Genomic DNA, 20,731 nt, shown 5'->3' with positions numbered 1-20,731 from the left:
CAGAGTCGTACTTGGCGGCGTTGATCGTCACCCGAACTGCCGGCCCCACCATCAGGGAGGCTTCCGATGTCCACCACAGAGATCGCCGAACTCCGGCGCACCATCGGCCAGTTGCGGCAGTGCGTGGGCGCATTGCGATCGCGCTACGGCGACGCGTCCGCGGTGCGCCGGCTGGCCAATGACGTCGAGCGGCTCGACATCGACAGCGCTGATCTGGACGGGCACCCGCCCGCTGTGCCGGCGCAGGCGAAACCCGTCGAACGCGTGCCTGTTCCGGATACTCCCTACGATCCGGCGCTGTGGAGCGGCGCTGACGACGAAGGTGTCGGTGGCTACAAGCGCGATCAGCGGTGAGCGCCCCCGCTGACAACGACGTCAGCCGCGCCTCCGCCGGCGTTCGGGCACCGGGGCGGGCGCGGCTCGCTGCCCGGACGCTGCGCACCGACCGGTGGTGGCTGTCGCCCCTGCTCACCGTGCTGGGGCTGGCCACCTTCGTCGTTTACGCGACTGTCCGGGCATTCGTGCGCACCGCCTACTGGGTGCCCGAATACCACTATCTGACGCCGTTCTACTCGCCCTGCGTTTCGACCTCTTGCGTCCCCGGCTCGAGCCACTTCGGGCATTGGTTCGGCGAAATGCCGTCCTGGCTGCCGCTCGGCGTGCTCGTGCTGCCGTTCCTGCTCGGGTTCCGGTTGACCTGCTACTACTACCGCAAGGCCTACTACCGCTCGGTGTGGTTCTCCCCGCCGGCCTGCGCGGTCGCCGAACCGCACGCGCGCTACACCGGAGAGACGCGGCTGCCGTTGATCGTGCAGAACGTGCACCGGTACTTCTTCTACGTCGCCTGCATCGTCTCGCTTGTCAACACCTACGACGCCATCGTCGCCTTCCAGAGTCCCAGCGGGTTCGGCTTCGGCCTCGGCAACGTGATTCTCGTGGTGAACGTCGTGCTGCTGTGGGCGTACACGCTCTCCTGCCACTCGTGTCGGCACGTCACCGGCGGGCGGCTCAAGCATTTCTCGAAACATCCCGTCCGGTACTGGATCTGGACGCAGGTCACGAAACTCAATACCCGGCACATGGCTCTCGCGTGGACGACGCTCGGCACGCTCGTGCTGACCGACTTCTACGTGATGCTCGTGTCGAGCGGCGCGATATCGGACCTGCGATTCGTGGGCTGACCCTCGGAAATCCAGCAGCGCAAGGCAGTTCTCCCCAGCTCGTGAGGTGGCTTATTCCATGACCGAGGTCGAACGGCACAGCTACGACGTGGTGGTGATCGGTGCCGGCGGCGCCGGTCTGCGCGCGGTGATCGAGGCGCGCGAACGCGGTTTCAGCGTCGCGGTGGTGTGCAAATCCCTTTTCGGCAAAGCGCATACGGTGATGGCCGAGGGCGGCTGCGCGGCGTCGATGGGCAACGCGAACTCGAACGACAACTGGCAGGTGCACTTCCGCGACACCATGCGCGGCGGCAAATTCCTCAACAACTGGCGGATGGCCGAGCTGCACGCCAAGGAAGCACCCGACCGCGTCTGGGAGCTGGAGACGTACGGCGCGCTCTTCGACCGGACCGCGGACGGCCGGATCAGCCAGCGCAACTTCGGCGGGCACACCTATCCGCGGCTCGCGCACGTCGGCGACCGCACCGGGCTCGAGCTGATCCGCACTATGCAGCAGAAGATCGTTTCGCTGCAACAGGAGGACTTCAAGAAGTACGGCGACTACGAGGCCCGGATCAAGGTCTTCGCCGAATGCACGGTCACCGAGCTGCTGCTCGACAACGGTGCGATCGCCGGCGCGTTCGGCTACTGGCGCGAGAGCGGGCGGTTCGTGCTGTTCGAGGCGCCCGCGGTGGTGCTCGCGACGGGCGGCATCGGCAAGTCGTTCAAGGTGACGTCGAATTCGTGGGAGTACACCGGCGACGGGCACGCGCTGGCCCTCCGTGCCGGCGCGAAGCTGATCAACATGGAGTTCGTGCAGTTCCACCCGACCGGGATGGTCTGGCCGCCGAGCGTCAAGGGCATCCTCGTCACCGAGGGCGTGCGCGGCGACGGCGGGGTGCTCAAGAACTCCGAGGACAAGCGGTTCATGTTCGAGTACGTGCCCGAGGTGTTCAAGGGCCAGTACGCGGACAGCGAGGACGAGGCCGACCGCTGGTACACCGACCAGGAGAACAACCGCCGCACGCCGGACCTGCTGCCGCGCGACGAGGTGGCGCGGGCGATCAACTCCGAGGTCAAGGAGGGGCGCGGATCCCCGCACGGCGGCGTGTTCCTCGACATCGCGAGCCGGCTGCCCGCCGAGGAGATCCAGCGGCGGCTGCCGTCGATGTACCACCAGTTCAAGGAACTCGCCGACGTCGACATCACCAAGGAGGCCATGGAGGTCGGTCCCACCTGCCATTACGTGATGGGCGGCGTCGAGGTCGACCCGGACACCGGCGCGGCGAGCGTGCCGGGGCTGTTCGCGGCGGGCGAGTGTTCCGGCGGCATGCACGGGTCGAACCGGCTCGGCGGCAACTCGCTGTCGGACCTGCTCGTGTTCGGCCGGCGGGCCGGACTGGGCGCGGCGTCCTATGTGGACGGTCTCAAGGACCGGCCGACGATTGCGCAGTCCGATGTGGACGCCGCGGCCGCGATGGCGCTCGAGCCGTTCAACCCGCCTGCCGACGGCACGCCGGAGAATCCGTACACGCTGCACACCGAGTTGCAGCAGTCGATGAACGACCTCGTCGGCATCATCCGCAAGGCGGGGGAAATCCGGCATGCGCTGGAGAAACTCGCAGACATCCGCCGCCGGGTGCGGCTGGTGACGGTGGAGGGTCACCGGCAGTTCAACCCCGGCTGGCATCTCGCGCTCGACCTGCGGAACATGCTGCTGGTGAGCGAATGCGTCGCCCGCGCGGCGCTGACCCGCACGGAAAGCCGCGGCGGCCACACCCGGGACGACTATCCGTCGATGGACGCGGAATGGCGGCATCGGCTGCTCGTCTGCTCCGCGCGGCCGGGCGACAACCCGCTGGTGCCGGACGTCGACGTGGCCATGAAGGAACAGGAGCCGATGCGGCCGGACCTGCTCGAGCTGTTCGAACTCGACGAGCTGGGCAAGTACTTCACCGACGCCGAGCTGGAGAACCACACCGGGAGGACCGCGTGAGCTACCAGGCGAAGTTCCGCGTGTGGCGTGGCGACGCGACCGGCGGCGACCTGCAGGACTTCACCGTCGAGGTGAACGAGGGCGAGGTCGTGCTCGACATCATCCACCGGCTGCAGGCCACCCAGGCCGCCGACCTCGCCGTGCGCTGGAACTGCAAGGCAGGCAAATGCGGCTCCTGCTCGGCGGAGATCAACGGCAGGCCGCGGCTGCTGTGCATGACGCGCATGTCGACGTTCACCGAGGCCGAGGTCGTGACGGTCACCCCGATGCGCACCTTCCCGGTGATCCGCGACCTCGTCACCGACGTGTCGTTCAACTACACGAAGGCACGCGAGATCCCGTCCTTCACCCCGCCGGAGGGACTGAAACCCGGCGAGTACCGGATGCAGCAGGTGGACGTCGCGCGCTCGCAGGAATTCCGCAAGTGCATCGAGTGCTACCTGTGCCAGAACACCTGCCACGTCGTGCGCGACCACGAGGAGAACAAGGAGAGCTTCGCCGGCCCTCGATACCTCATGCGGATCGCCGAGCTGGAGATGCACCCGCTGGACGTCGCCGACCGCCGCGACGCCGCGCAGGACGAGCACGGGCTCGGGCTCTGCAACATCACCAAATGCTGCACCGAGGTGTGCCCGGAAGGCATCCACATCACCGACAACGCGCTGATCCCGATGAAGGAACGCGTCGCCGACCGCAAGTACGACCCGATTGTCTGGCTGGGAGACAAGCTGTTCCGCCGTAACCGGTGACGTCCGCGGTGGTGGCTGGATTCGCGGTCGCGGATCTGGCGGGGTGAGGGCCGCGGGTGTCCCCGTTCGCGAGCCGAGGCCGTTCAGGCGTGCGTTGCGAGCGCGTTGGCCCAGGGGCTGCGGACCGGTTCGTTCGCGAGTTGCGCTGTTCGGACGAGGGTTGCGAGCGAATTCGCTCAGGGGCGTGGCCGGGTGCCGCTGGCCGTGGGTGGGGCCGCGGTCACCTTGCTTGCGCGCGGCAGAAACGCCCGTTGGCACGCGGTGGGCGCGCCCGTTGGCGCGTGGCGGGCACGCCACCGGCGGGCGGTGATTCCGCTGCCGGGCCGGTTGCGCCGCGGCCTGGTGCGGGGCCGGATCAAGTGCACGGTGCGAGTTCGTCTGTGCGCGGGCCCGCAACATCGGCCGGGCTTGCTGGTCGTCGCATCCGCGAGCTCGTGGGCCTTCGCTTCCGCGGGTCGTGGGCGTATTCAGTTGTGGGTGGGCGATAGGCGGTTCCTCCTTGGACGACGAGTCGGGTCATGTCGGCGGGTTGCCGGGCCGATCCCGGCGGGGTGGCGGACGGGCATATGCGGCAGGTCTCTTCCTCCTTGGGGCAGCGGTGGCAGCCTTGGTCAGCGGCGGCGCACTTGGCCAGCGATGGCGGGCCTGGTCAGTGATGGCGGACGCAGGGCATGCGCCAGTCAGCCACAGCACGGCCGAGCGGCTGCCCTCCGTGCGATGCGGCGGCGACGGTTCCTTGTTCTGGCGGCGTCGATCCTGCCGCGCGCAGGCGAGAACAAGCTGACCAGTGCGCTGGCCACCGCACTGGGAGAGAAAGGAAACCGCGACGGCCGCAGCGAGAAGGCTCGCGGGCTCACATCACCGGAGATGTACTTACTTCAATGAAATCAACGTTAGCAGCACCCACAACCGATCGGCATCACTCGATCGGCTCGATCCCAGCGAGGCGATTCCCGTTGCCCTGAAAGAACTTCCCGAAAGGACAGTCCCAATGATCACCGGTGCCCACGTGATCCTCTACAGCAAAGACGCAGCGGCAGACCGAGAGTTCCTGCGCGACGTCATGGCGCTAGGACACATCGACGCAGGCGACGGCTGGCTCATTTTCCGTTTGCCCCCAACGGAACTCGCCGTCCATCCGACCGGCGGAGCACCACGGCAGGAGTTCTACCTGATGTGCGACGACCTCGACGAGACCGTCCGGCAGCTGACCGAAAAGGGTGCCGAAGTGGACGGTGAGGCGACGACAGCGTCGTGGGGCACGCGAGTCTCGATCCGCTTGCCCAGCGGCAGTCTGCTCCCGCTCTACCAGCCGCGTCATCCCGTCGCGCACGGCTGACCCACGAGGAACCCCGGAGAACCAAGAAGCCCCCAGCGCCGCGAAAAAAGCAGCGCCAGGGGCTTCAGGGAAAAGAACGAACCGTCAGGCAAGACCGGTGGACACGCCAGCCCCGGCGTCGAGCGCCGCCTGCTTGGCGCCGTCGTCCGTGTCGATGTGCTTCTTGCTGCGGCGGTTGCGGCGTTCCAGGTACGTCGCGAGCGCGGTCAGCAGCAGGCACATCGCGATGTAGATCGCGGCGGCCACGAGGGTCGACGGGACGATCGGGCGGCCGAAAGCACCCTGGCTGCCGATGTAGCGGGCGTAGTACAGGAGCTCCGGGTACGTCACCAGGAAGCCGAGCGCGGTGTCCTTGAGCAGCACCACCAGCTGGCTGATGATCGTCGGCAGCATCGCGCGCAGCGCCTGCGGCAGCAGGACCGTGAACATCACCTGGGTCTTGCGCATGCCGAGCGCGTACGCGGCTTCGCTCTGGCCCTTGGGCAGGGCCAGGATGCCCGCGCGGAACACCTCCGCCAGCACCGAGCCGTTGTACAGCGTCAGGCCGAGCACCACCGCGAACAGCGGCGACGTGTCGACGCCGAGGGTCGGGAGGCCGTAGTAGAACAGGAACATCAGGATCAGCAGCGGGATCGCGCGGAAGAACTCCACGACGAACGTGCAGATCCCGCGCACCCACGCGTGCTCGGACAGTCGTCCGGCGGCGAACACCGCACCGAACACGATGGCCAGCACCGCGCCGAACGCGAAGGCCTTCACGGTCGCCAGCACGGCGTTCGCGAGGTCGCTTTGCACCTGAGAGTACTGCAGCCATTCCCACTTGCGGGCGGAGAACTGGCCGCTGTCCACGAAGCGGTAGATCACGAACGCGATCAGCGCCGCCACGACGATGATGCCGAGCCCGGCGTAGATCCGGTGCCGCACCCGCGCTTTCGGGCCCGGCGTGTCGAAAAGAACCGTGCTCATCGGGACACGCTCCAGCGCTTCTCCAGGCTGCGCTGCACCAGCGACAGCACCGACACGAGGATGATGAAGCCGAGCGCCACCCACAGCAGCGCGACCATCTGGTTGTCGCCGCGCTCGGACACGTACTGCCGGATCGCGCCGGCCTCCGCGACCGAGAACCCGCTGGCGATCGTCGTGTTCTTCAGCAGCGCGATGAGCATGCTGACGAGCGGCGGCACCACTGACCGCAGTGCCTGGGGGAGGACGATGCCGCCGAGGATCTGCCCGGACGACAGGCCCAGCGCGCGGCCCGCTTCGGCCTGGCCGATCGGCACCGTGTTGATGCCGGAGCGCACGACCTCGCAGATGAAGGCCGACGTGTAGATCGTCAGCGCCACCGCGGCGGTCGGGAAGTAGTCGATCTTGACGATGTCGAGCAGCGGGTAGGCGAACACGAGGAACGCGAACACCAGGGTCAGCGGCGTGTTGCGCAGGATGGTCACGTACGTCGTGCCGATCGCGCGCAGCAGCGGGACCGGGCTCACCCGCAGCATCGCGAGGATGGTGCCCAGCACCAGGCTGCAGGCCCCCGCGATCAGGAACAGTTCGATCGTGGTGAGAAAGAACGGACCGAAGAGGTCCAGATTGTCGAGCAGGACGTCCATGGAGCCTTCCCGCGTCCGTGTGCCGATGGTGGGTGTACGGCGGCCGGTGGGCGAAAGCTTCGCCCACCGGCCGCCGGATCAGGTCAGTACCGCTCGATGGCCGGCGGCGTCGCGGGCGCGCCCGACTTGCCGAGGGTGGCGTCGTAGATCTTCTTCCAGGTGCCGTTGGACTCGGCGGCCTGCAGCAGGTCGTCGATCTTGTCGCGCAGCACCTTGTCGTCCTTGTTCAGGCCGATGCCGTAGGGCTCCTTCGAGAACGGCTTGCCCACGACCTTGAAGCTGTCCGGGTCCTGCGCGGCGTAGCCCTTCAGGATCGCGTCGTCGGTGGTGACCGCGTCGACGTCCTTCGTGGTCAGCTTCTCCACGCACTGCGAGTACTTCTGGAACTCGACGATCTGGTCGGTCAGCTTCTGCTCGCGCACGCGCTGGATCGGGGTCGACCCGGTGACCGAGCAGACCTTCTTGCCCTTCAGCGTCTCCGGCCCGGTGATCGAGTTGTCGTCCTTGCGCACCAGCAGGTCCTGCCCGGCCTGGAAGTACGGGCCGGCGAACGACACGAGCTTCTTGCGCTTGTCGCTGATGGTGTAGGTGCCGACGTAGAGGTCGACCTGGCCGTTGGAGATGGCCTGCTCGCGCGCGGCCGAGTCGACCGTCGTGTACTTGATCTTGTCCTCGCTGAAGCCGAGGCCCGCCGCGACCATCCGGGCGATCTCGATGTCGAAGCCCTGGAACTTGCCGGTCTTCGGGTCCTTCTGGCCCAGCTCGGGCTGGTCGTCCTTGACGCCGATGGTGATCGTGCCCGCGGACTTCATCTTCGCGAACACCGGCGAGCCGTCGAGCTTGACGTCCTTGGCCACGTCGTAGGTCGGCAGCGGGCCGGTGCTGGCGTTGGAGTCCCCGCCGGAACCGGCCGGGGTGCCTTCCTTGCCGCAGGCCGTGAGCAGCAGCCCGCCGGCGAGCAGGGCGGCCGTGAGGGTGCGGATCCTCATGTCAGTCTCTCTCCAATATCTGTCCGGGAAACATCTGTCCGGGAAACGTCGGTACCGGTCCGGGTACGGGCCGATTACAGCCACCCCGGACGCGGGGCGCCGGGGGATTCCCCCGAACGTGTCAGTGGGTCAGGATCTTGCCCAGGAAGTCCTTGGCGCGGTCGGATTTCGGCTTGGTGAAGAACTCCTCCGGCGTCGTGTCCTCGACGATCTCGCCGTCGGACATGAAGATCACGCGGTCGGCGGCGCGGCGGGCGAAGCCCATCTCGTGCGTGACCACCAGCATGGTCATGCCGTCCTTCGCCAGCCCGGTCATCACGTCGAGCACCTCCTGGACCATTTCCGGGTCCAGCGCCGAGGTCGGCTCGTCGAACAGCATCACCTTGGGCTTCATCGCGAGCGCGCGGGCGATCGCCACGCGCTGCTGCTGGCCGCCGGACAGCTGGGCCGGGTACTTGTCGGCCTGGTTCGCGATGCCGACGCGCTCGAGCAGTTCCATCGCGGTCTTGCGGGCCTCGGCCTGCGCCGTCTTGCGCACCTTCATCGGCGCGAGCATGACGTTCTCGAGGATCGTCTTGTGCGCGAACAGGTTGAACTGCTGGAAGACCATGCCGACGTCGGCGCGCAGCGCGGCGAGCGCCTTGCCCTCGGCGGGCAGCGGCACGCCGTCCACGGCGATCTCGCCGGAGTTGATCGGCTCGAGGCGGTTGATCGCGCGGCACAGCGTCGACTTGCCCGACCCGGACGGCCCGAGCACGACGACGACCTGGCCTCGCGGCACCTCGAGGGTGATCTCGCGCAGCACGTGCAGGTCGCCGAAGTACTTGTTCACGGCGGCCGCCTTGATCATGGGCGTCGCCACCTCGGTGGTCATCGTGGCCTCCAGAGCTCCGTTGGTCGTCCGGCGTCCGCGGAACCGGGGTTCCGCAACGCTTGCGGAAACCTACTACCGGGACATCTCTTGTAAAGACGGCTTGAGCAATACTTAGGGTTTCAACTACGTATCGGATGCGGCCGTCGTGGCGGCGTTCAGCCTAGTCGGGACTGTGGCCGCCGCCACGCACCGTGTCCGCGAGGCGTGGCGCCTTAGAGTTCCGGCTACCGTGGTCTGGATCACCGGGGAGGCTGAAGCGTGCGCGTGCTGCTGGTGGAAGACGACGACCGGGTCGCCGGGGCGCTCGTGCCCGCACTGGTCCGCCGGGGCCTCACCATGCAGCGGCTGCCGTCCGGGGCCGGGGTGCTCGACCGGGTCCACGACGTCGACGTGATCCTCCTCGACCTGGGTCTTCCCGACGTCGACGGCGTGGTGCTCTGCCGGCAGATCCGGGCGGTCAGCGACGTCGCGGTGATCGTCGTGTCCGCGCGCGGCGAGGTGAACGACCGGGTGCACGGCCTGCGCGCCGGCGCCGACGACTACCTGGTCAAGCCGTACGACGTGGAGGAACTGCTCGCGCGCGTCGAAGCGGTGCGGCGGCGGCGCGGCGAACGGGCCGCGCCCGCGGTCCCGGTGGTCGAGGTCGGCGACGTCCGGATCGACCTCGCCCGGCACGAGGTGCTCGTCGCGGGCGAGCCGATCGCGTTGTCCCGCAAGGAGTTCCAGGTGCTCGCGCTGGTCGCGGCGGCGGGCGGCGCGGTGTGCTCGCGCGAGCAGGTGCTGAACGAGGTGTGGGGGCACCGCGGCGCGGCGGAGAGCCGTTCGCTGGACGTGCACGTCGCCACCCTGCGCACCAAGCTCGGCCGTCCGGCGCTGATCGAGACGGTTCGCGGCGTGGGCTACCGGCTGGGCAGCGGACGGGACTGACCGGTGCGCGTCCGGCTGCAGGGCATCGTCGTCACGCTCGTCGCGCTGCTCGTGTTCGGGCTCGGCATCCCGCTCGCGCTGAGCATCGCGGGCAGCCTCCAGCAGAAGCTCTTCCTCGACCGGCTCACCGACACCTCGCGGTTCGCCTCGCTCGCCCAGCGTCCGCTGCTCGACAACCATCTCGGCCTGCTGGAACCTGAACTGCGCAGGTACACCGAGGTGTACGGCGTGAAGGTGGTCGTGGTGAACCAGGACGGCGACCCGGTGCTGAGTTCGGTGAGCGGCGCCGTGGACCGGGCCGCGATCCAGGTGCCGGTGAACGAGGCGCTCGCCGCCCGGCCGCCCGAGGCGGGGCCGTTGCTGATGCCGTGGGCGACGAAACCGCTGGTGCTGGCCGAGCCGATCCTCATCGACGGCGAGGTGCGCGGCGCGGTGGTGACGGAGTCCGCGACCGACCACGTCCGCACCCAGTTGATGTGGCAATGGCTGCTGCTGGCCGCGTGCGCGCTGGTCGCGTTCGGGCTCGCGCTGCTCGTCGCGCTGCCGGTGGTGCGCTGGACGCTGCGCCCGGTCCGGCGGCTGGACGAGGCGACGGGCGCGCTGGTCGCGTCCGTGGTCAGCGGCCGGGAAGCGGAGCCGGTGGGGGAGAGCGGCGGCCCGCCGGAGCTGCGGCAGCTGGGGCGGTCGTTCGACCGGATGGCGGCCAGCGTGTCGGAGGCGCTGGCCGCGCAGCGCGCGTTCGTCGCGGACGCCTCGCATCAGCTGCGCAATCCGTTGACGGCGTTGAAGATCCGGCTGGGCAATCTCGACGGCCAGGTGACCGACGAAACCGCGGCGGCCGATCTCGAAGCGGCGCAGGTGGATGCCAAACGGCTGAACCAGATCCTCGACGAGCTGCTGTCCATGGCCCGTGCGGAAGCCGCGGGAGGAGAGCTGGTTTCCGAAGACCTCGCCGAGGTGATCGCCGATCGCGTGGCCGACTGGTCGGTGGTCGGGGCGGCCCGCGAGGTCTCGTTGGAAAGCAACGTGGACGTCAACGGCGCGCGTGTGCTCGTGCCTCCGCGCGGGCTGGAGGTCGTACTCGACGCTCTGCTGGACAACGCGCTCAAGTTCAGCCCTTCCGGTACTTCCGTCGAGGTGGCCGCGAGCGTGGTCGAGGACCGCGTGAAGGTCTCGGTCCGCGACCACGGCCCCGGGTTGCGCGAGGACGAACTGGAGCGGGCCGTCGACCGGTTCTGGCGGAGCACGGCGCACCAGAACGTGCCCGGATCGGGGCTGGGGCTGGCGATCGTGACCGAGATCGTCCGGCATTCCGGCGGCGAGATCCGGCTTTCCCTTCCCGACGGCGGCGGGCTGCGGGTCGCGATGGACTTCCCGGTCGCGGGCTAGACCTTCTCCGCGCGGTAATACGCCAGCGCGCCGGGATGCAACGGCAGCGGCCCGGTCTCGATGCCCGGATGCACGTCGATCGACAGCGCCGCCCGGTTGACCGCCGCGAGCTGCGGTCGGGCGTCGTAGAGGCCCTTCGTGAGCGCTTCGGCGACGTCCGCGGACATCGAGGTGGGCACGACCAGGAAGTTCGGCACCACCAGCGTCGTGACCGGACCGGGCTGGTCGTACGTGCTGCCGGGGATGGTCGCGGTGCCGTATACCGGGCTGAACCGCTGCATGCCCGGCATCAGCGCGGACATGTCGAGCAGCCGCAGGCCGACCTTGCGGTTGTACTCGGTGATGAGCGGCGTCGGCAGCCCGCCGGACCAGAACATCGCGTCGATCTTGCGGTCGGCCAGCGCGGAGAGCGAATCCTCGAGGCTCAGCTGGTTGACCGCGACCGCGCTTCTCAGCCCGGCGACCTGCAGCACCCGGTCCGCGATGTACTCGACGCCGGACTCCGGCGACCCGACCGCGATGTGGCGGCCGCGCAGCATCGGCACCGAGGTGTAGGGCGAGTCCTTGCGGACGACGATGTGCAGGTAGTCGTCGTGGATGCGGGCCAGCGCGGCGAGCTTGCTGGGGTGCGCGGCCGCCGCGTCCGCGGCCAGGTCAGCGGCGACGAACGCGACGTCCGCGCTCCCGGAAAGCACTCGGTTGAGGTTGTCGCGCGAGCCCTGGGTGGCGAGCACCTCGGGCGTCTCGATGCCGAGTTCGCCCGCCCACGCCGAAGCCAGCGGCACGGCGAGGTCGTGGTACACGCCGCCCACCGACCCGGCGGCGACGCGCAGGTGCAGGTTCGCGAAGCTCGGCCCGCACCCGCTCAGCAGCACCGTGAGCACTGCCAGCATCGCCCCAAGCCTCCATCGCATGGGGCGATGGTGCCAGAGGTCAGCCGGTGACGTCGGCCAGGCTGCCGCCCATCCGGATCTTGCTGAGCCACTGCGTCGCCGTCTGGTCGGCCTGGTGGTAGACGCCCCACTTCAGGTAGTTGCGGGTCCCGTCGATCGTGGTGCCGGTGTAGGTGGTGGACCCGTCGGAGAACGTCTGCCGTTTGCCGTCGAACCAGAACTGGATCGTGCCCTTGGTGCGGTCGGTCGAGATCCGGAAGGCGATGTCGTGCCACTGGTCGTTCGAGATCGGCGTGTCCCAGAGGGTGACGCTCGTGTGGTCGGTCGTCCAGTCCTCGAGCCGGAGCTTGCCGCCGATCACCTCGAGGACGATCGGATGGTTCGCGGTGCCGGTGCTCGGGCTGCATTTCAGCTGGAACACGTAGCGGCTGGTGGAGTCGGTGATGCGGTACTTCGACGACCAGCCGAGGTAAAAGGTCTTGCCCGCGGAGAGGTCCGGGCCGACCGCCTCGCAGCGCTCCTCGTTCGCGAGCTGCTCGGCGACCCACACCTTGCCCTTCGCGGCGTCTTTCGCGGTTTTGAAGTGGCCGTCGGCGCACTGGATCGAGGTGAACGCGCCGACGCCGGCGGCGGGGTCGGCCGACCAGGTGACCGACCGGGGAGCCGGGGCCGGAGCCGCGCCGACCGGGGCGGCCGCGATCGCGGCGACGACGAGCGTGCTCGCGACAGCAGCCGCCGAACAGGCGAAAACCTTGCGCACTTTTCCTCCATAGCGGCGGCGGTCCGATTCGGAACAATGGCGATGATCTTATCTTCGGAACGGTGCGGGAAACAATAGCGGAAATTGTTCTCCGATGGCCGTTTCGGCGCATTTCCGTTCCCGGTCAACGGCACATTTCCCGATTAGCGGAATTGTGCTGGCGTCCGTCCGATAACGCCCGGGCGGGCGGGTGCCGGGCCAGGCGCGGGCCCCGGGGTTTACGCTGGAGCACGATGAACGCGAAAACGTACCAGATCCGCACGTTCGGCTGCCAGATGAACGTGCACGACTCCGAACGGCTCGCCGGGCAGCTCGAGGAAGCCGGCTACGTCCCCGCCGCGGGGCAGGCGAAGCCGGATCTGGTCGTGTTCAACACCTGCGCCGTGCGGGAGAACGCGGACAACAAGCTCTACGGCACCCTCGGGCACCTCCGCCCGGACAAGGTCGCCAATCCGGACATGCAGATCGCCGTCGGCGGCTGTCTCGCGCAGAAGGACCGCGGCGACATCGTCAAGCGGGCGCCGTGGGTCGACGTCGTCTTCGGGACGCACAACATCGGCTCGCTGCCGGCGCTGCTGGAGCGCGCGCGGCACAACGCCGAGGCCGAGGTCGAGATCCTCGAATCACTCGAGACGTTCCCGTCCACGCTGCCCGCGCGCCGCGAATCGTCCTACGCGAGCTGGGTGTCGGTTTCGGTCGGCTGCAACAACACCTGCACGTTCTGCATCGTGCCGTCGCTGCGCGGCAAGGAGCGCGACCGCCGTCCCGGCGAGATCCTCGCCGAGGTCGAGGCGCTGGTCGCCGAGGGCGTGCTCGAGGTGACCCTGCTGGGCCAGAACGTGAACTCCTACGGCGTCGAGTTCGGCGACCGGCTCGCGTTCGGCAAGCTGCTGCGCGCCACCGGGGGGATCGAGGGGCTGGAGCGCGTGCGGTTCACCTCGCCGCATCCGGCCGCGTTCACCTCGGACGTGATCGACGCGATGGCCGAGACGCCGAACGTCTGCCACCAGCTGCACATGCCGCTGCAGTCCGGTTCGGACCGCGTGCTGCGCGAGATGCGCCGGTCGTACCGGTCCGCGCGGTTCCTGAACATCCTCGACGAGGTGCGCGCCGCGATGCCGGACGCCGCCATCACCACCGACATCATCGTCGGTTTCCCCGGCGAGACCGAGGAAGACTTCCAGGCGACGCTCGATGTCGTCCGCGCCGCGCGGTTCTCCAGCGCGTTCACCTTCCAGTACTCGAAGCGCCCCGGCACTCCCGCCGCGGAGATGGACGGCCAGTTGCCGAAGGAGGTCGTGCAGGAGCGCTACGACCGGCTGGTCGAGCTGCAGAACGAGATCTCCTGGGAAGAGAACCGCAAGCTGGTCGGCCGCCGGGTCGAGCTGCTGGTCGCCGCGGGCGAGGGGCGCAAGGACGCGGAGACGCACCGGATGAGCGGCCGCGCCCGCGACGGACGCCTGGTGCACTTCACGCCGACCGGATCGGCCGTCGACCGCTCGGTCCGGCCGGGCGACGTCGTGGAGACGGTGATCAGCTACGGCGCGCCGCACCACCTGGTCGCCGACGGCGACCTCCTGACGCATCGCCGCACGCGAGCGGGCGACAACGCCGAAGCCGGTCTTCGGCCCAAGACGAGCGGGGTCACCCTGGGACTGCCGGGCTTCGGAGCCCCGGCGGCGCAGCCGGCCCCGGTGAGTGGGTGTGCAGGATGAGCGAACCGGGGACGCCGGCCGAGGTCGATCGCCGGCTGAGCGAAGAGATCGACGACGCGGGCCGCCTCGCCGCGCGCACGGTGGAGCTGGGCAGGCGCGGGTTCACCATCTCGGTGCTGATGTTCGTGCTGCTCGTGGCCCAGCTCCTGCCGTGGGCCCAGGGCCGCGCGGGCTGGGAAACGCTGGCCGGCCAGGCGGGCGGGGTCCCGCAGCTGTTCGCCGTGACGTCCACCGGCGTCGGCTTGTTCATCGGCGCGGTCGCGCTGGTGTCCCGCCGCTGGTGGGTCGCGTGGTGCTGCGCCGCGGGCGGCTGGTTCGCCTCGGTCGACGGCCTGCTGGCGATCTGGTCGCAGCAGTCCGCGCACGCCAGCGGAGCGGCCGGAGACGGCCCGGGCATCGGCATGATCGTGGCGTGGATCGCGACGATCGTCCTGGCGACGCTGTGGATGCGCACGGCGTTCTCGCGTAACTGAACCAGGCAACGCAAAGGGCCGGCACCCGCGGGTACCGGCCCTTCGCGCGCTCAGGATCAGCGATCGGCGACCGCGGCTTCCGCGGCCTCCATCCACTCCCGCCACTGGGCGGCCTGCTCCTCGGCCTTCTTCGCCCGCCGCTCGTCCCCGGCGGCCCGGGCCTTGGCGGCCTGCGATTCGAACTGCTCGACCCGCTCCCGGAACTGCGCGGCGCGCGCCTGCGCCTCCGGGTCGGTGCGGCGCCAGCGGCTGTCCTCGGCCGACTTCACCGCGTCCTGCACCGCCTTGAGCCGCCCGTCGAGTTCGCGGATGCGTTCGCGCGGGACCTTGCCGATCTCGTCCCACTGCTCCTGGATCTTGCGCAGCGCCGCCTTGGCCGCTTCGAGGTTCGCCGCGACGTCGATCTTCTCGGCCTCGACCAGCAGTTCTTCCTTGCGCTGGGCGTTGCCGGCGAACTCCGCGTCGCGCTCGGAGAACACCGCCGAGCGGCGGGCGAAGAACGCGTCCTGCGCGGCGCGGAACCGCTGCCACAACGCCTCGTCGCTGTCCTTCGGAGCGCGCCCGGCGGCCTTCCACTCGGCCATCAGCTCCTTGTACCGGCCCGCGGTGGCGCCCCAGTCGTCGGAGTCGGACAGCGCCTCGGCCTCGGCGATCAGCTCTTCCTTGCGCTGCTTCGCACTCGCCCGCTGCTTGTCCAGTTCGGCGAAGTGCGAGCCGCGGCGGCGGTTGAACGCCTCGCGGGCCTTCGAGAAGCGCTTCCACAGCTCGTCGTCGGTCTTGCGGTCGACGCCCTTGACCGTCTTCCACTCGTCGAGGATCGCGCGCAGCCGGTCGCCCGCGGCTTTCCACTGGGTGGACTCGGCGGCGATCTTCTCCGCCTCGTCGGCCAGCGCCTGCTTGCGCGCCACGGCCGCGGCCCGGGCTTCCTCGCGTTCGTGCTTGACGTTGACCAGCGCCTTCTCCGCCACTCCGATCACGTAGTCGAGCCGCGCGGCGAGCGCTTTCAGGTCGCCGACCACGGCCGCCTCGCCGAGCCCGTCGCGGATCTGGGTGGCGCTCGAGAGCGCGTGCTTCGGATCGCCCGCTCCGGACTTCAGCCGCGTTTCGAGCAGTTCCACCTCGGTGCGCACGTCGTCGAAGCGGCGCGCGTAGTGCAGCAGCCCTTCCTCGGGCGTCCCGGCCTGCCAGACCCCGACCTCGCGTTCGCCGTCGGCGGTGAAGACGTAAACGGTGCCTTCCTCGTCGACCCGGCCCCAGGTGGCGGGGCTGGGCTCGGCGGGCGGCACCGGAGGCGCGGCATGGCCGGCTCCCTGCGCGTGCGGCACCGGGTGCGGTGCCGGGGTGCCGGGGGACGTGTTCTCCTGGGCCATCGCAGGCTCCTTATCGCCTGTACGCCCGCTGCTGCGGGCGCCCCGCCGCGGGAGCGGGGCCGGGTTGCGCTGTTGTCGTGCTCTGCCGGGGGCATGGGGCCCCAGCGGCATTCAAGCAGCTCAGCGCGCGCCGTGGTACTGGGTGAGCCGCCTGAAAGCGTTGATCCTACTTCTCCTTGACGCTCCGTGCCCGCGTCCCGCCCCGGCCGGGTAGCGTTCTCCGGCGTGATCAGCCCAGCTCAACGGCCTCGTCCGGTGGCCGTCGTCGGCCCCACCGCCACCGGGAAGACCGCGCTCGCGGTCGAACTCGCGCTGGCGCTGGACGGCGAGGTGGTGAACGCCGACGCGCTCCAGCTCTACCGGGGCATGGACATCGGCACCGCCAAGGCGACCGTCGAGGAACGGCGAGGGGTCCCGCACCACCTGCTGGACGTACTCGACGTGACCGAAACCGCGTCGGTCGCCGCCTATCAGCGTGACGCCCGCGGCACGATCGAGCGGATTCTCGACGCGGGCCGGGTTCCGGTGCTGACCGGCGGTTCGGGGCTGTACGTGCAAGCGGTGCTGGACGACCTCCGTTTCCCCGGCACCGACCCCGCGGTGCGCGCGCGGCTCGACGAGGAGGCCGCCGAACTCGGCACCGCCGCGCTCTACACCCGCCTGGGGGAGCGCGACCCGGTCGCCGCGGCGGCGATCCTCCCCACGAACACCCGGCGCATCGTGCGCGCGCTGGAGGTCATCGAGATCACCGGCGAACCGTTCTCCGCGAACCTGCCGAAACCGGGTCCGGCGCGCTGGGACACGGTGCTGATCGGGATCGACCGCGAGATCGCCGAGCTGGACCAGCGCGTCGACCTGCGGGTGGAGCGGATGTTCGAGGCCGGTCTCGTGGACGAGGTGCGCGCGTTGCTCGACCGCGGGTTGCGGGAGGGGAAAACCGCTTCGCGAGCGCTCGGCTACCAGCAGGTGCTGGCCGAACTGGACGGCGAAGGCGACTTCGCGGCAGCTGCCGCGGCGACCGCGCAGGCCACCCGGCGGTTCGTGCGGCGGCAGCGTTCGTGGTTCCGGCGGGACAAGCGGATCCAGTGGTTCGACGGCGGATCGGCGGACCTGGCCGCGCGGGTCCTCGCCGCGCTCGACCAGTAGCCTGGACGCATGGGCGGCATCGAATTCCTCAAGGGCCACGGCACGCAGAACGACTTTGTGCTGCTGCCTGACGCGGCCGGCCGCCTGGACCTCACGGCGGAGCGGGTCGCCGCGCTGTGCGACCGGCAGCGGGGCCTCGGCGCGGACGGCGTGCTGCGCGTCGTCCGGGCGAAGGCGATCGGCGAAGAGTCGGCCGGCGAGTGGTTCATGGACTACCGCAACGCCGACGGCTCGATCGCCGAGATGTGCGGCAACGGCACCCGCGTTTTCGCGCGCTACCTGGTCGACGCCGGACTGGCCGAGGGCGGCGAGTTCGTCATCGGCACCCGCGCGGGGGATCGGCCGGTCGTCGTGCACCCGGACCGTTCCGTCACCGTCCAGATGGGCCCGGCGGCGATCACCGGCACCTCGGTCACCGTGGTGGCCGGGCAGCCGTTCTCCGGGGTCGCGGTGAACGTCGGCAACCCGCACCTGGTGTCGGTCACCGACACCGACATCGCCGGTCTCGACCTGCGCGAGCAGCCCGATTTCGACCACGACTTCTTCCCGGCCGGCGTCAACCTGGAGTTCGTCAACGTGCTCGGCGAGGGCGCGCTGCGGATGCGCGTCCACGAACGCGGCGTGGGGGAGACGCGCGCCTGCGGCACCGGCACGGTCGCCGCCGTGGCTGCGGCGCTGCACCTCGCAGGCAAGGACACCGGCGAGTCCACAGTGGACATCCCGGGCGGCCGGGTGTCGGTGACGGTCGGGCGCGGCGAATCCACGCTGACCGGACCGGCCGAGATCGTGGCCCGCGGCGAGCTGGACGAAGCCTGGTGGCTCGCCGCGGGCGCGTGATCAGCTGATCGTCACCGCCACCGAGAGTTCGCCCTCCTGGGTGGCCACGGTGTTGACCACCCCGGCGATCCGCACGTCCTCGGCGACTCCGGCGAAGCCTTCGAGCACATCCGCCGGAGCGGTGACCGACAGCGTCTCGACGGCGGTCCGCATGGACACCTTCGCGTCGGTCTTGGCCCGGCGCACCGCGGCGATCACGGAACCGGCCAGCGGCAGCAACGTGACGTCCCCGTCGCCGGCGGGCGCGGTCGGCCAGGACGCCTGGTGCACGGAACCTTCCTGCCACCACGACCAGATCTCTTCAGTGGCGAACGGCAGCACCGGCGCGAACATCCGCACCAGCGCCGACAGCACCGTCCGCAGTGCCACCTGCGCCGATTCAGCTGCCTCCGCCCCGAGATCGCCGTACGCGCGGCCCTTCACCAGTTCCACGTAGTCGTCGCAGAACGTCCAGAAGAACGTCTCCGTGACCTGCAACGCACGCGCCTGGTCGAGCGCTTCGAACGCGGCTGTCGCCTCTTCGAGCACGTTCGCCAGCGCGGCGAGCACGGACCGGTCCAGCGGCTTCGTGGCGACCGAATCCGGTTTCGGAGTCCCGAGGCCGAGGACGAACCGACTCACGTTCAACAGCTTCGTCGCCAGCCGTCGCCCGACCTTCATCTGGCCTTCGTCGACCGCCGTGTCCACGCCGGGCCGCGCGCTTGCCGCCCAATAGCGCACCGCGTCGGAACCGTGCCGCTCCAGCAGATCCGCGGGCGTGACGACGTTGCCGACCGACTTCGACATCTTCTTGCGGTCCGGGTCGAGCACCCAGCCGGAGATCACCGCGTCCCGCCACGGCAGCACGCCTTCCTCCAGTTCGGCGCGGACCGCGGTGGAGAACAGCCAGGTGCGGATGATCTCGTGCGCCTGCGGCCGCAGCGAGAACGGGAACACGCGGCGGAACAGGTCGTCGTCGAGGCTCCAGCGACCGGCGATCTGCGGCGTCAGCGAGGACGTCGCCCAGGTGTCCATCACGTCCGCCTCCGCGACGAACCCGCCCGGCACGCCGCGCTGCTCCTCGGAATAGCCCGGCGGAACGTCGGTGCTCGGGTCCACCGGAAGGCTCGCGTCGTCGGGCACGAGCACCGCGTCGTGGTCCGGCTCCCCGTCGGCGTCCAGCGGGTACCAGACCGGGATCGGCACGCCGAAGAACCGCTGGCGGCTGATCAGCCAGTCGCTGGTCAGGCCCTCGACCCAGCTGCGGTAACGGACCTGCATGTGCGGCGGGCCCCAGTTCAGCTCCTCGCCGCGCTCCAGCAGTTTCGCGCGCAGGGCGTCGTCGCGGCCGCCGTTGCGCAGGTACCACTGGCGGCTGGTGACGATTTCCAGCGGCTTGTCGCCCTTTTCGTAGAACTTGACCGGATGCGTGATCGGCCTCGGCTCGCCGCGCAGCGCGCCCGCCTCCCGCAGGAGCTCCACCACGATCTGGCGTCCAGTGTGGACAGTCTTGCCCGCCAGCTCGCTGTATGTGTCCGCCGGGACGCCGTGCGGAGGTTCGGAACGGAACCGGCCGTCGCGGCCCAGCACCGGACGCGTTTCGAGCCGCAGCGCGCGCCACCAGGTGACGTCGGTGGTGTCGCCGAAGGTGCACACCATCGCGATGCCGGTGCCCTTTTCCGGATCGGCGAAGTGATGCGCGTGGACCGGAACCTCGACCCCGAACACCGGTGTGCGCACGGTTTTCCCGAAAAGGCCTTGGTAGCGCTCGTCATCCGGATGCGCGACGAGCGCGACGCACGCGGGCAGCAACTCGGGCCGTGTAGTCGAGATCAGCACGTCAGCGCCGTCGTCGGCGGTGAACACGAGATCGTGATACGCGCCCTGCCGTTCCCGGTCCTCCAGTTCCGCCTGCGCGACAGCGGTGCGGAAGGTGACATCCCACAGCGTCGGGGCTTCGGATTGGTACGCCTCGCCGCGCGCGAGGTTGCGCAGGAACGCGCGCTGCGAGATTTCCGTGGTCGCCGGGTCGATCGTCTGGTACGCCAGCGTCCAGTCCACCGAAAGCCCGATGCTCCGCCAGACCTCCTCGAAAACCTTCTCGTCGGTTTCGGTCAGCTGACGGCACAGCTCCACGAAATTGCGCCGGGACACCGGAATCGCGTTCTTGCCGGGTTGATCCGGCGGGGCGAAGGACGGGTCGTAGGGCAGCGACGGCTCGCAGCGCACGCCGAAATGGTTCTGCACGCGGCGTTCGGTGGGCAGGCCGTTGTCGTCCCAGCCGACCGGGTAGAAGACCGAACGCCCGCGCATCCGTTGGTAGCGCGCGAGAACGTCGGTGTGCGTGTAGGAGAAGACGTGCCCGATGTGCAGCGAACCGCTCGCGGTCAGCGGCGGCGTGTCGATCGAGTAGACGTCCGGGCGCGTCCGGTCGAACCGGTATACGCCTTCGCGTTCCCACACCGGTACCCATTTGGCGGTCAGGCCGTCGACGTCGGCTTTGTGCGGGATCTTCTCGTTCATGC

General features: G+C 69.5%; 19 protein-coding genes. 11 read left to right on the top strand and 8 right to left on the bottom strand.

From position 1 onward, the window contains the following. Nucleotides 1–66 precede the first annotated feature (66 nt). The 5 genes from H5411_RS28310 (at nucleotide 67) to H5411_RS28290 (ending at nucleotide 5,244) form a co-directional block, all read left to right on the top strand. Nucleotides 67–354 carry a hypothetical protein gene (locus H5411_RS28310; RefSeq protein ID WP_182890836.1) on the top strand — a complete coding sequence of 96 codons (288 nt, stop codon included), beginning with the start codon at nucleotides 67–69 and terminating at the stop codon, nucleotides 352–354. Continuing rightward, on the top strand, nucleotides 351–1,181 hold the full coding sequence (locus H5411_RS28305; protein ID WP_183125584.1) for a hypothetical protein: 831 nt from the start codon (nucleotides 351–353) through the stop codon (nucleotides 1,179–1,181). The genes H5411_RS28310 and H5411_RS28305 overlap by 4 nt, the downstream gene beginning before the upstream one ends. 58 nt (nucleotides 1,182–1,239) lie before the next feature. After that, nucleotides 1,240–3,156, top strand: coding sequence for a fumarate reductase/succinate dehydrogenase flavoprotein subunit (locus tag H5411_RS28300; protein WP_183125583.1), 1,917 nt, complete (start codon nucleotides 1,240–1,242; stop codon nucleotides 3,154–3,156). Continuing rightward, nucleotides 3,153–3,905, top strand: a complete 753-nt coding sequence (locus H5411_RS28295; RefSeq protein ID WP_101434874.1) for a succinate dehydrogenase/fumarate reductase iron-sulfur subunit — start codon at nucleotides 3,153–3,155, stop codon at nucleotides 3,903–3,905. The genes H5411_RS28300 and H5411_RS28295 overlap by 4 nt, the downstream gene beginning before the upstream one ends. 991 nt (nucleotides 3,906–4,896) lie before the next feature. Continuing rightward, a complete protein-coding gene (locus tag H5411_RS28290; protein ID WP_101434873.1) occupies nucleotides 4,897–5,244 on the top strand; it encodes a VOC family protein in 348 nt (115 codons plus the stop codon). An 84-nt stretch (nucleotides 5,245–5,328) separates the two neighbouring features. On the opposite strand, the gene H5411_RS28285 is transcribed toward H5411_RS28290, so the two are convergent. The 4 genes from H5411_RS28285 to H5411_RS28270 form a co-directional block, all read right to left on the bottom strand. Then, the gene (locus H5411_RS28285) at nucleotides 5,329–6,210 is read right to left on the bottom strand and encodes an amino acid ABC transporter permease (protein WP_101434872.1); all 882 of its coding nucleotides are present in this window, start codon (nucleotides 6,208–6,210) and stop codon (nucleotides 5,329–5,331) included. Next, a complete protein-coding gene (locus H5411_RS28280; RefSeq protein WP_101434871.1) occupies nucleotides 6,207–6,854 on the bottom strand; it encodes an amino acid ABC transporter permease in 648 nt (215 codons plus the stop codon). Before H5411_RS28280 ends, H5411_RS28285 begins: the two co-directional genes overlap by 4 nt. Nucleotides 6,855–6,937: 83 nt before the next feature. Then, the gene (locus tag H5411_RS28275; protein ID WP_101434870.1) at nucleotides 6,938–7,843 is read right to left on the bottom strand and encodes a glutamate ABC transporter substrate-binding protein; all 906 of its coding nucleotides are present in this window, start codon (nucleotides 7,841–7,843) and stop codon (nucleotides 6,938–6,940) included. Between the two features lie 121 nt (nucleotides 7,844–7,964). Next, the gene (locus tag H5411_RS28270) at nucleotides 7,965–8,693 is read right to left on the bottom strand and encodes an amino acid ABC transporter ATP-binding protein (protein ID WP_183125614.1); all 729 of its coding nucleotides are present in this window, start codon (nucleotides 8,691–8,693) and stop codon (nucleotides 7,965–7,967) included. Nucleotides 8,694–8,975: 282 nt separating this feature from the next. On the opposite strand from H5411_RS28270, the gene H5411_RS28265 reads away from it, so the two are divergent. Both H5411_RS28265 and H5411_RS28260 read left to right on the top strand, forming a co-directional pair. Further along, on the top strand, nucleotides 8,976–9,644 hold the full coding sequence (locus tag H5411_RS28265; protein WP_101434868.1) for a response regulator transcription factor: 669 nt from the start codon (nucleotides 8,976–8,978) through the stop codon (nucleotides 9,642–9,644). A gap of 3 nt (nucleotides 9,645–9,647) precedes the next feature. Continuing rightward, nucleotides 9,648–11,033, top strand: a complete 1,386-nt coding sequence (locus H5411_RS28260) for a sensor histidine kinase (protein WP_101434867.1) — start codon at nucleotides 9,648–9,650, stop codon at nucleotides 11,031–11,033. On the opposite strand, the gene H5411_RS28255 is transcribed toward H5411_RS28260, so the two are convergent. Further along, the gene (locus H5411_RS28255) at nucleotides 11,030–11,947 is read right to left on the bottom strand and encodes a TAXI family TRAP transporter solute-binding subunit (protein ID WP_183125582.1); all 918 of its coding nucleotides are present in this window, start codon (nucleotides 11,945–11,947) and stop codon (nucleotides 11,030–11,032) included. The two genes, H5411_RS28260 and H5411_RS28255, sit on opposite strands and share 4 nt — an antisense overlap. Nucleotides 11,948–11,966: 19 nt before the next feature. Further along, nucleotides 11,967–12,686, bottom strand: a complete 720-nt coding sequence (locus H5411_RS47855) for a heparin lyase I family protein (protein WP_101434865.1) — start codon at nucleotides 12,684–12,686, stop codon at nucleotides 11,967–11,969. 233 nt (nucleotides 12,687–12,919) lie between these two features. Here H5411_RS47855 and miaB point away from each other — a divergent pair, with 233 nt between their 5' ends. Together miaB and H5411_RS28240 are read left to right on the top strand one after the other, a co-directional pair. Continuing rightward, nucleotides 12,920–14,401, top strand: coding sequence for a tRNA (N6-isopentenyl adenosine(37)-C2)-methylthiotransferase MiaB (miaB, locus tag H5411_RS28245; RefSeq protein ID WP_101434864.1), 1,482 nt, complete (start codon nucleotides 12,920–12,922; stop codon nucleotides 14,399–14,401). Continuing rightward, entirely contained in the window at nucleotides 14,398–14,874 is a 477-nt protein-coding gene (locus H5411_RS28240) for an Rv2732c family membrane protein (protein WP_101434863.1), read from the top strand. Before miaB ends, H5411_RS28240 begins: the two co-directional genes overlap by 4 nt. Before the next feature lie 56 nt (nucleotides 14,875–14,930). On the opposite strand, the gene H5411_RS28235 is transcribed toward H5411_RS28240, so the two are convergent. Further along, nucleotides 14,931–16,244, bottom strand: coding sequence for a DUF349 domain-containing protein (locus H5411_RS28235; RefSeq protein WP_101434862.1), 1,314 nt, complete (start codon nucleotides 16,242–16,244; stop codon nucleotides 14,931–14,933). Nucleotides 16,245–16,469: 225 nt separating this feature from the next. Between H5411_RS28235 and miaA the strand changes: the two genes are divergently transcribed. Continuing rightward, a complete protein-coding gene (gene miaA / locus H5411_RS28230) occupies nucleotides 16,470–17,390 on the top strand; it encodes a tRNA (adenosine(37)-N6)-dimethylallyltransferase MiaA (RefSeq protein WP_183125581.1) in 921 nt (306 codons plus the stop codon). A 9-nt stretch (nucleotides 17,391–17,399) separates the two neighbouring features. Beyond that, nucleotides 17,400–18,227 carry a diaminopimelate epimerase gene (dapF, locus tag H5411_RS28225; protein ID WP_183125580.1) on the top strand — a complete coding sequence of 276 codons (828 nt, stop codon included), beginning with the start codon at nucleotides 17,400–17,402 and terminating at the stop codon, nucleotides 18,225–18,227. Here dapF and valS read toward each other — a convergent pair whose 3' ends face one another. Then, a complete protein-coding gene (valS, locus tag H5411_RS28220) occupies nucleotides 18,228–20,729 on the bottom strand; it encodes a valine--tRNA ligase (RefSeq protein ID WP_183125579.1) in 2,502 nt (833 codons plus the stop codon). Nucleotides 20,730–20,731 lie beyond the last annotated feature (2 nt).

Source organism: Amycolatopsis echigonensis (assembly GCF_014174495.1).
Lineage (GTDB): Bacteria > Actinomycetota > Actinomycetes > Mycobacteriales > Pseudonocardiaceae > Amycolatopsis > Amycolatopsis echigonensis.
Note: the sequence above shows the minus strand (reverse complement) of the source record. Positions and strands in the feature narration are given on the sequence as shown.

Bases quoted from the DNA above. Each gene is read 5' to 3' on its own strand.
- H5411_RS28255 (WP_183125582.1), bottom strand. From the start codon at position 11,947: ATGCGATGGAGGCTTGGGGCGATGCTGGCAGTGCTCACGGTGCTGCTG.
- H5411_RS28285 (WP_101434872.1), bottom strand. From the start codon at position 6,210: ATGAGCACGGTTCTTTTCGACACGCCGGGCCCGAAAGCGCGGGTGCGG.
- H5411_RS28300 (WP_183125583.1), top strand. From the start codon at position 1,240: ATGACCGAGGTCGAACGGCACAGCTACGACGTGGTGGTGATCGGTGCC.
- H5411_RS28235 (WP_101434862.1), bottom strand. From the start codon at position 16,244: ATGGCCCAGGAGAACACGTCCCCCGGCACCCCGGCACCGCACCCGGTG.
- H5411_RS28275 (WP_101434870.1), bottom strand. From the start codon at position 7,843: ATGAGGATCCGCACCCTCACGGCCGCCCTGCTCGCCGGCGGGCTGCTG.
- dapF (WP_183125580.1), top strand. From the start codon at position 17,400: ATGGGCGGCATCGAATTCCTCAAGGGCCACGGCACGCAGAACGACTTT.
- miaB (WP_101434864.1), top strand. From the start codon at position 12,920: ATGAACGCGAAAACGTACCAGATCCGCACGTTCGGCTGCCAGATGAAC.
- valS (WP_183125579.1), bottom strand. From the start codon at position 20,729: ATGAACGAGAAGATCCCGCACAAAGCCGACGTCGACGGCCTGACCGCC.
- H5411_RS28270 (WP_183125614.1), bottom strand. From the start codon at position 8,693: ATGATCAAGGCGGCCGCCGTGAACAAGTACTTCGGCGACCTGCACGTG.
- H5411_RS28290 (WP_101434873.1), top strand. From the start codon at position 4,897: ATGATCACCGGTGCCCACGTGATCCTCTACAGCAAAGACGCAGCGGCA.
- H5411_RS28240 (WP_101434863.1), top strand. From the start codon at position 14,398: ATGAGCGAACCGGGGACGCCGGCCGAGGTCGATCGCCGGCTGAGCGAA.
- H5411_RS28310 (WP_182890836.1), top strand. From the start codon at position 67: ATGTCCACCACAGAGATCGCCGAACTCCGGCGCACCATCGGCCAGTTG.
- H5411_RS28280 (WP_101434871.1), bottom strand. From the start codon at position 6,854: ATGGACGTCCTGCTCGACAATCTGGACCTCTTCGGTCCGTTCTTTCTC.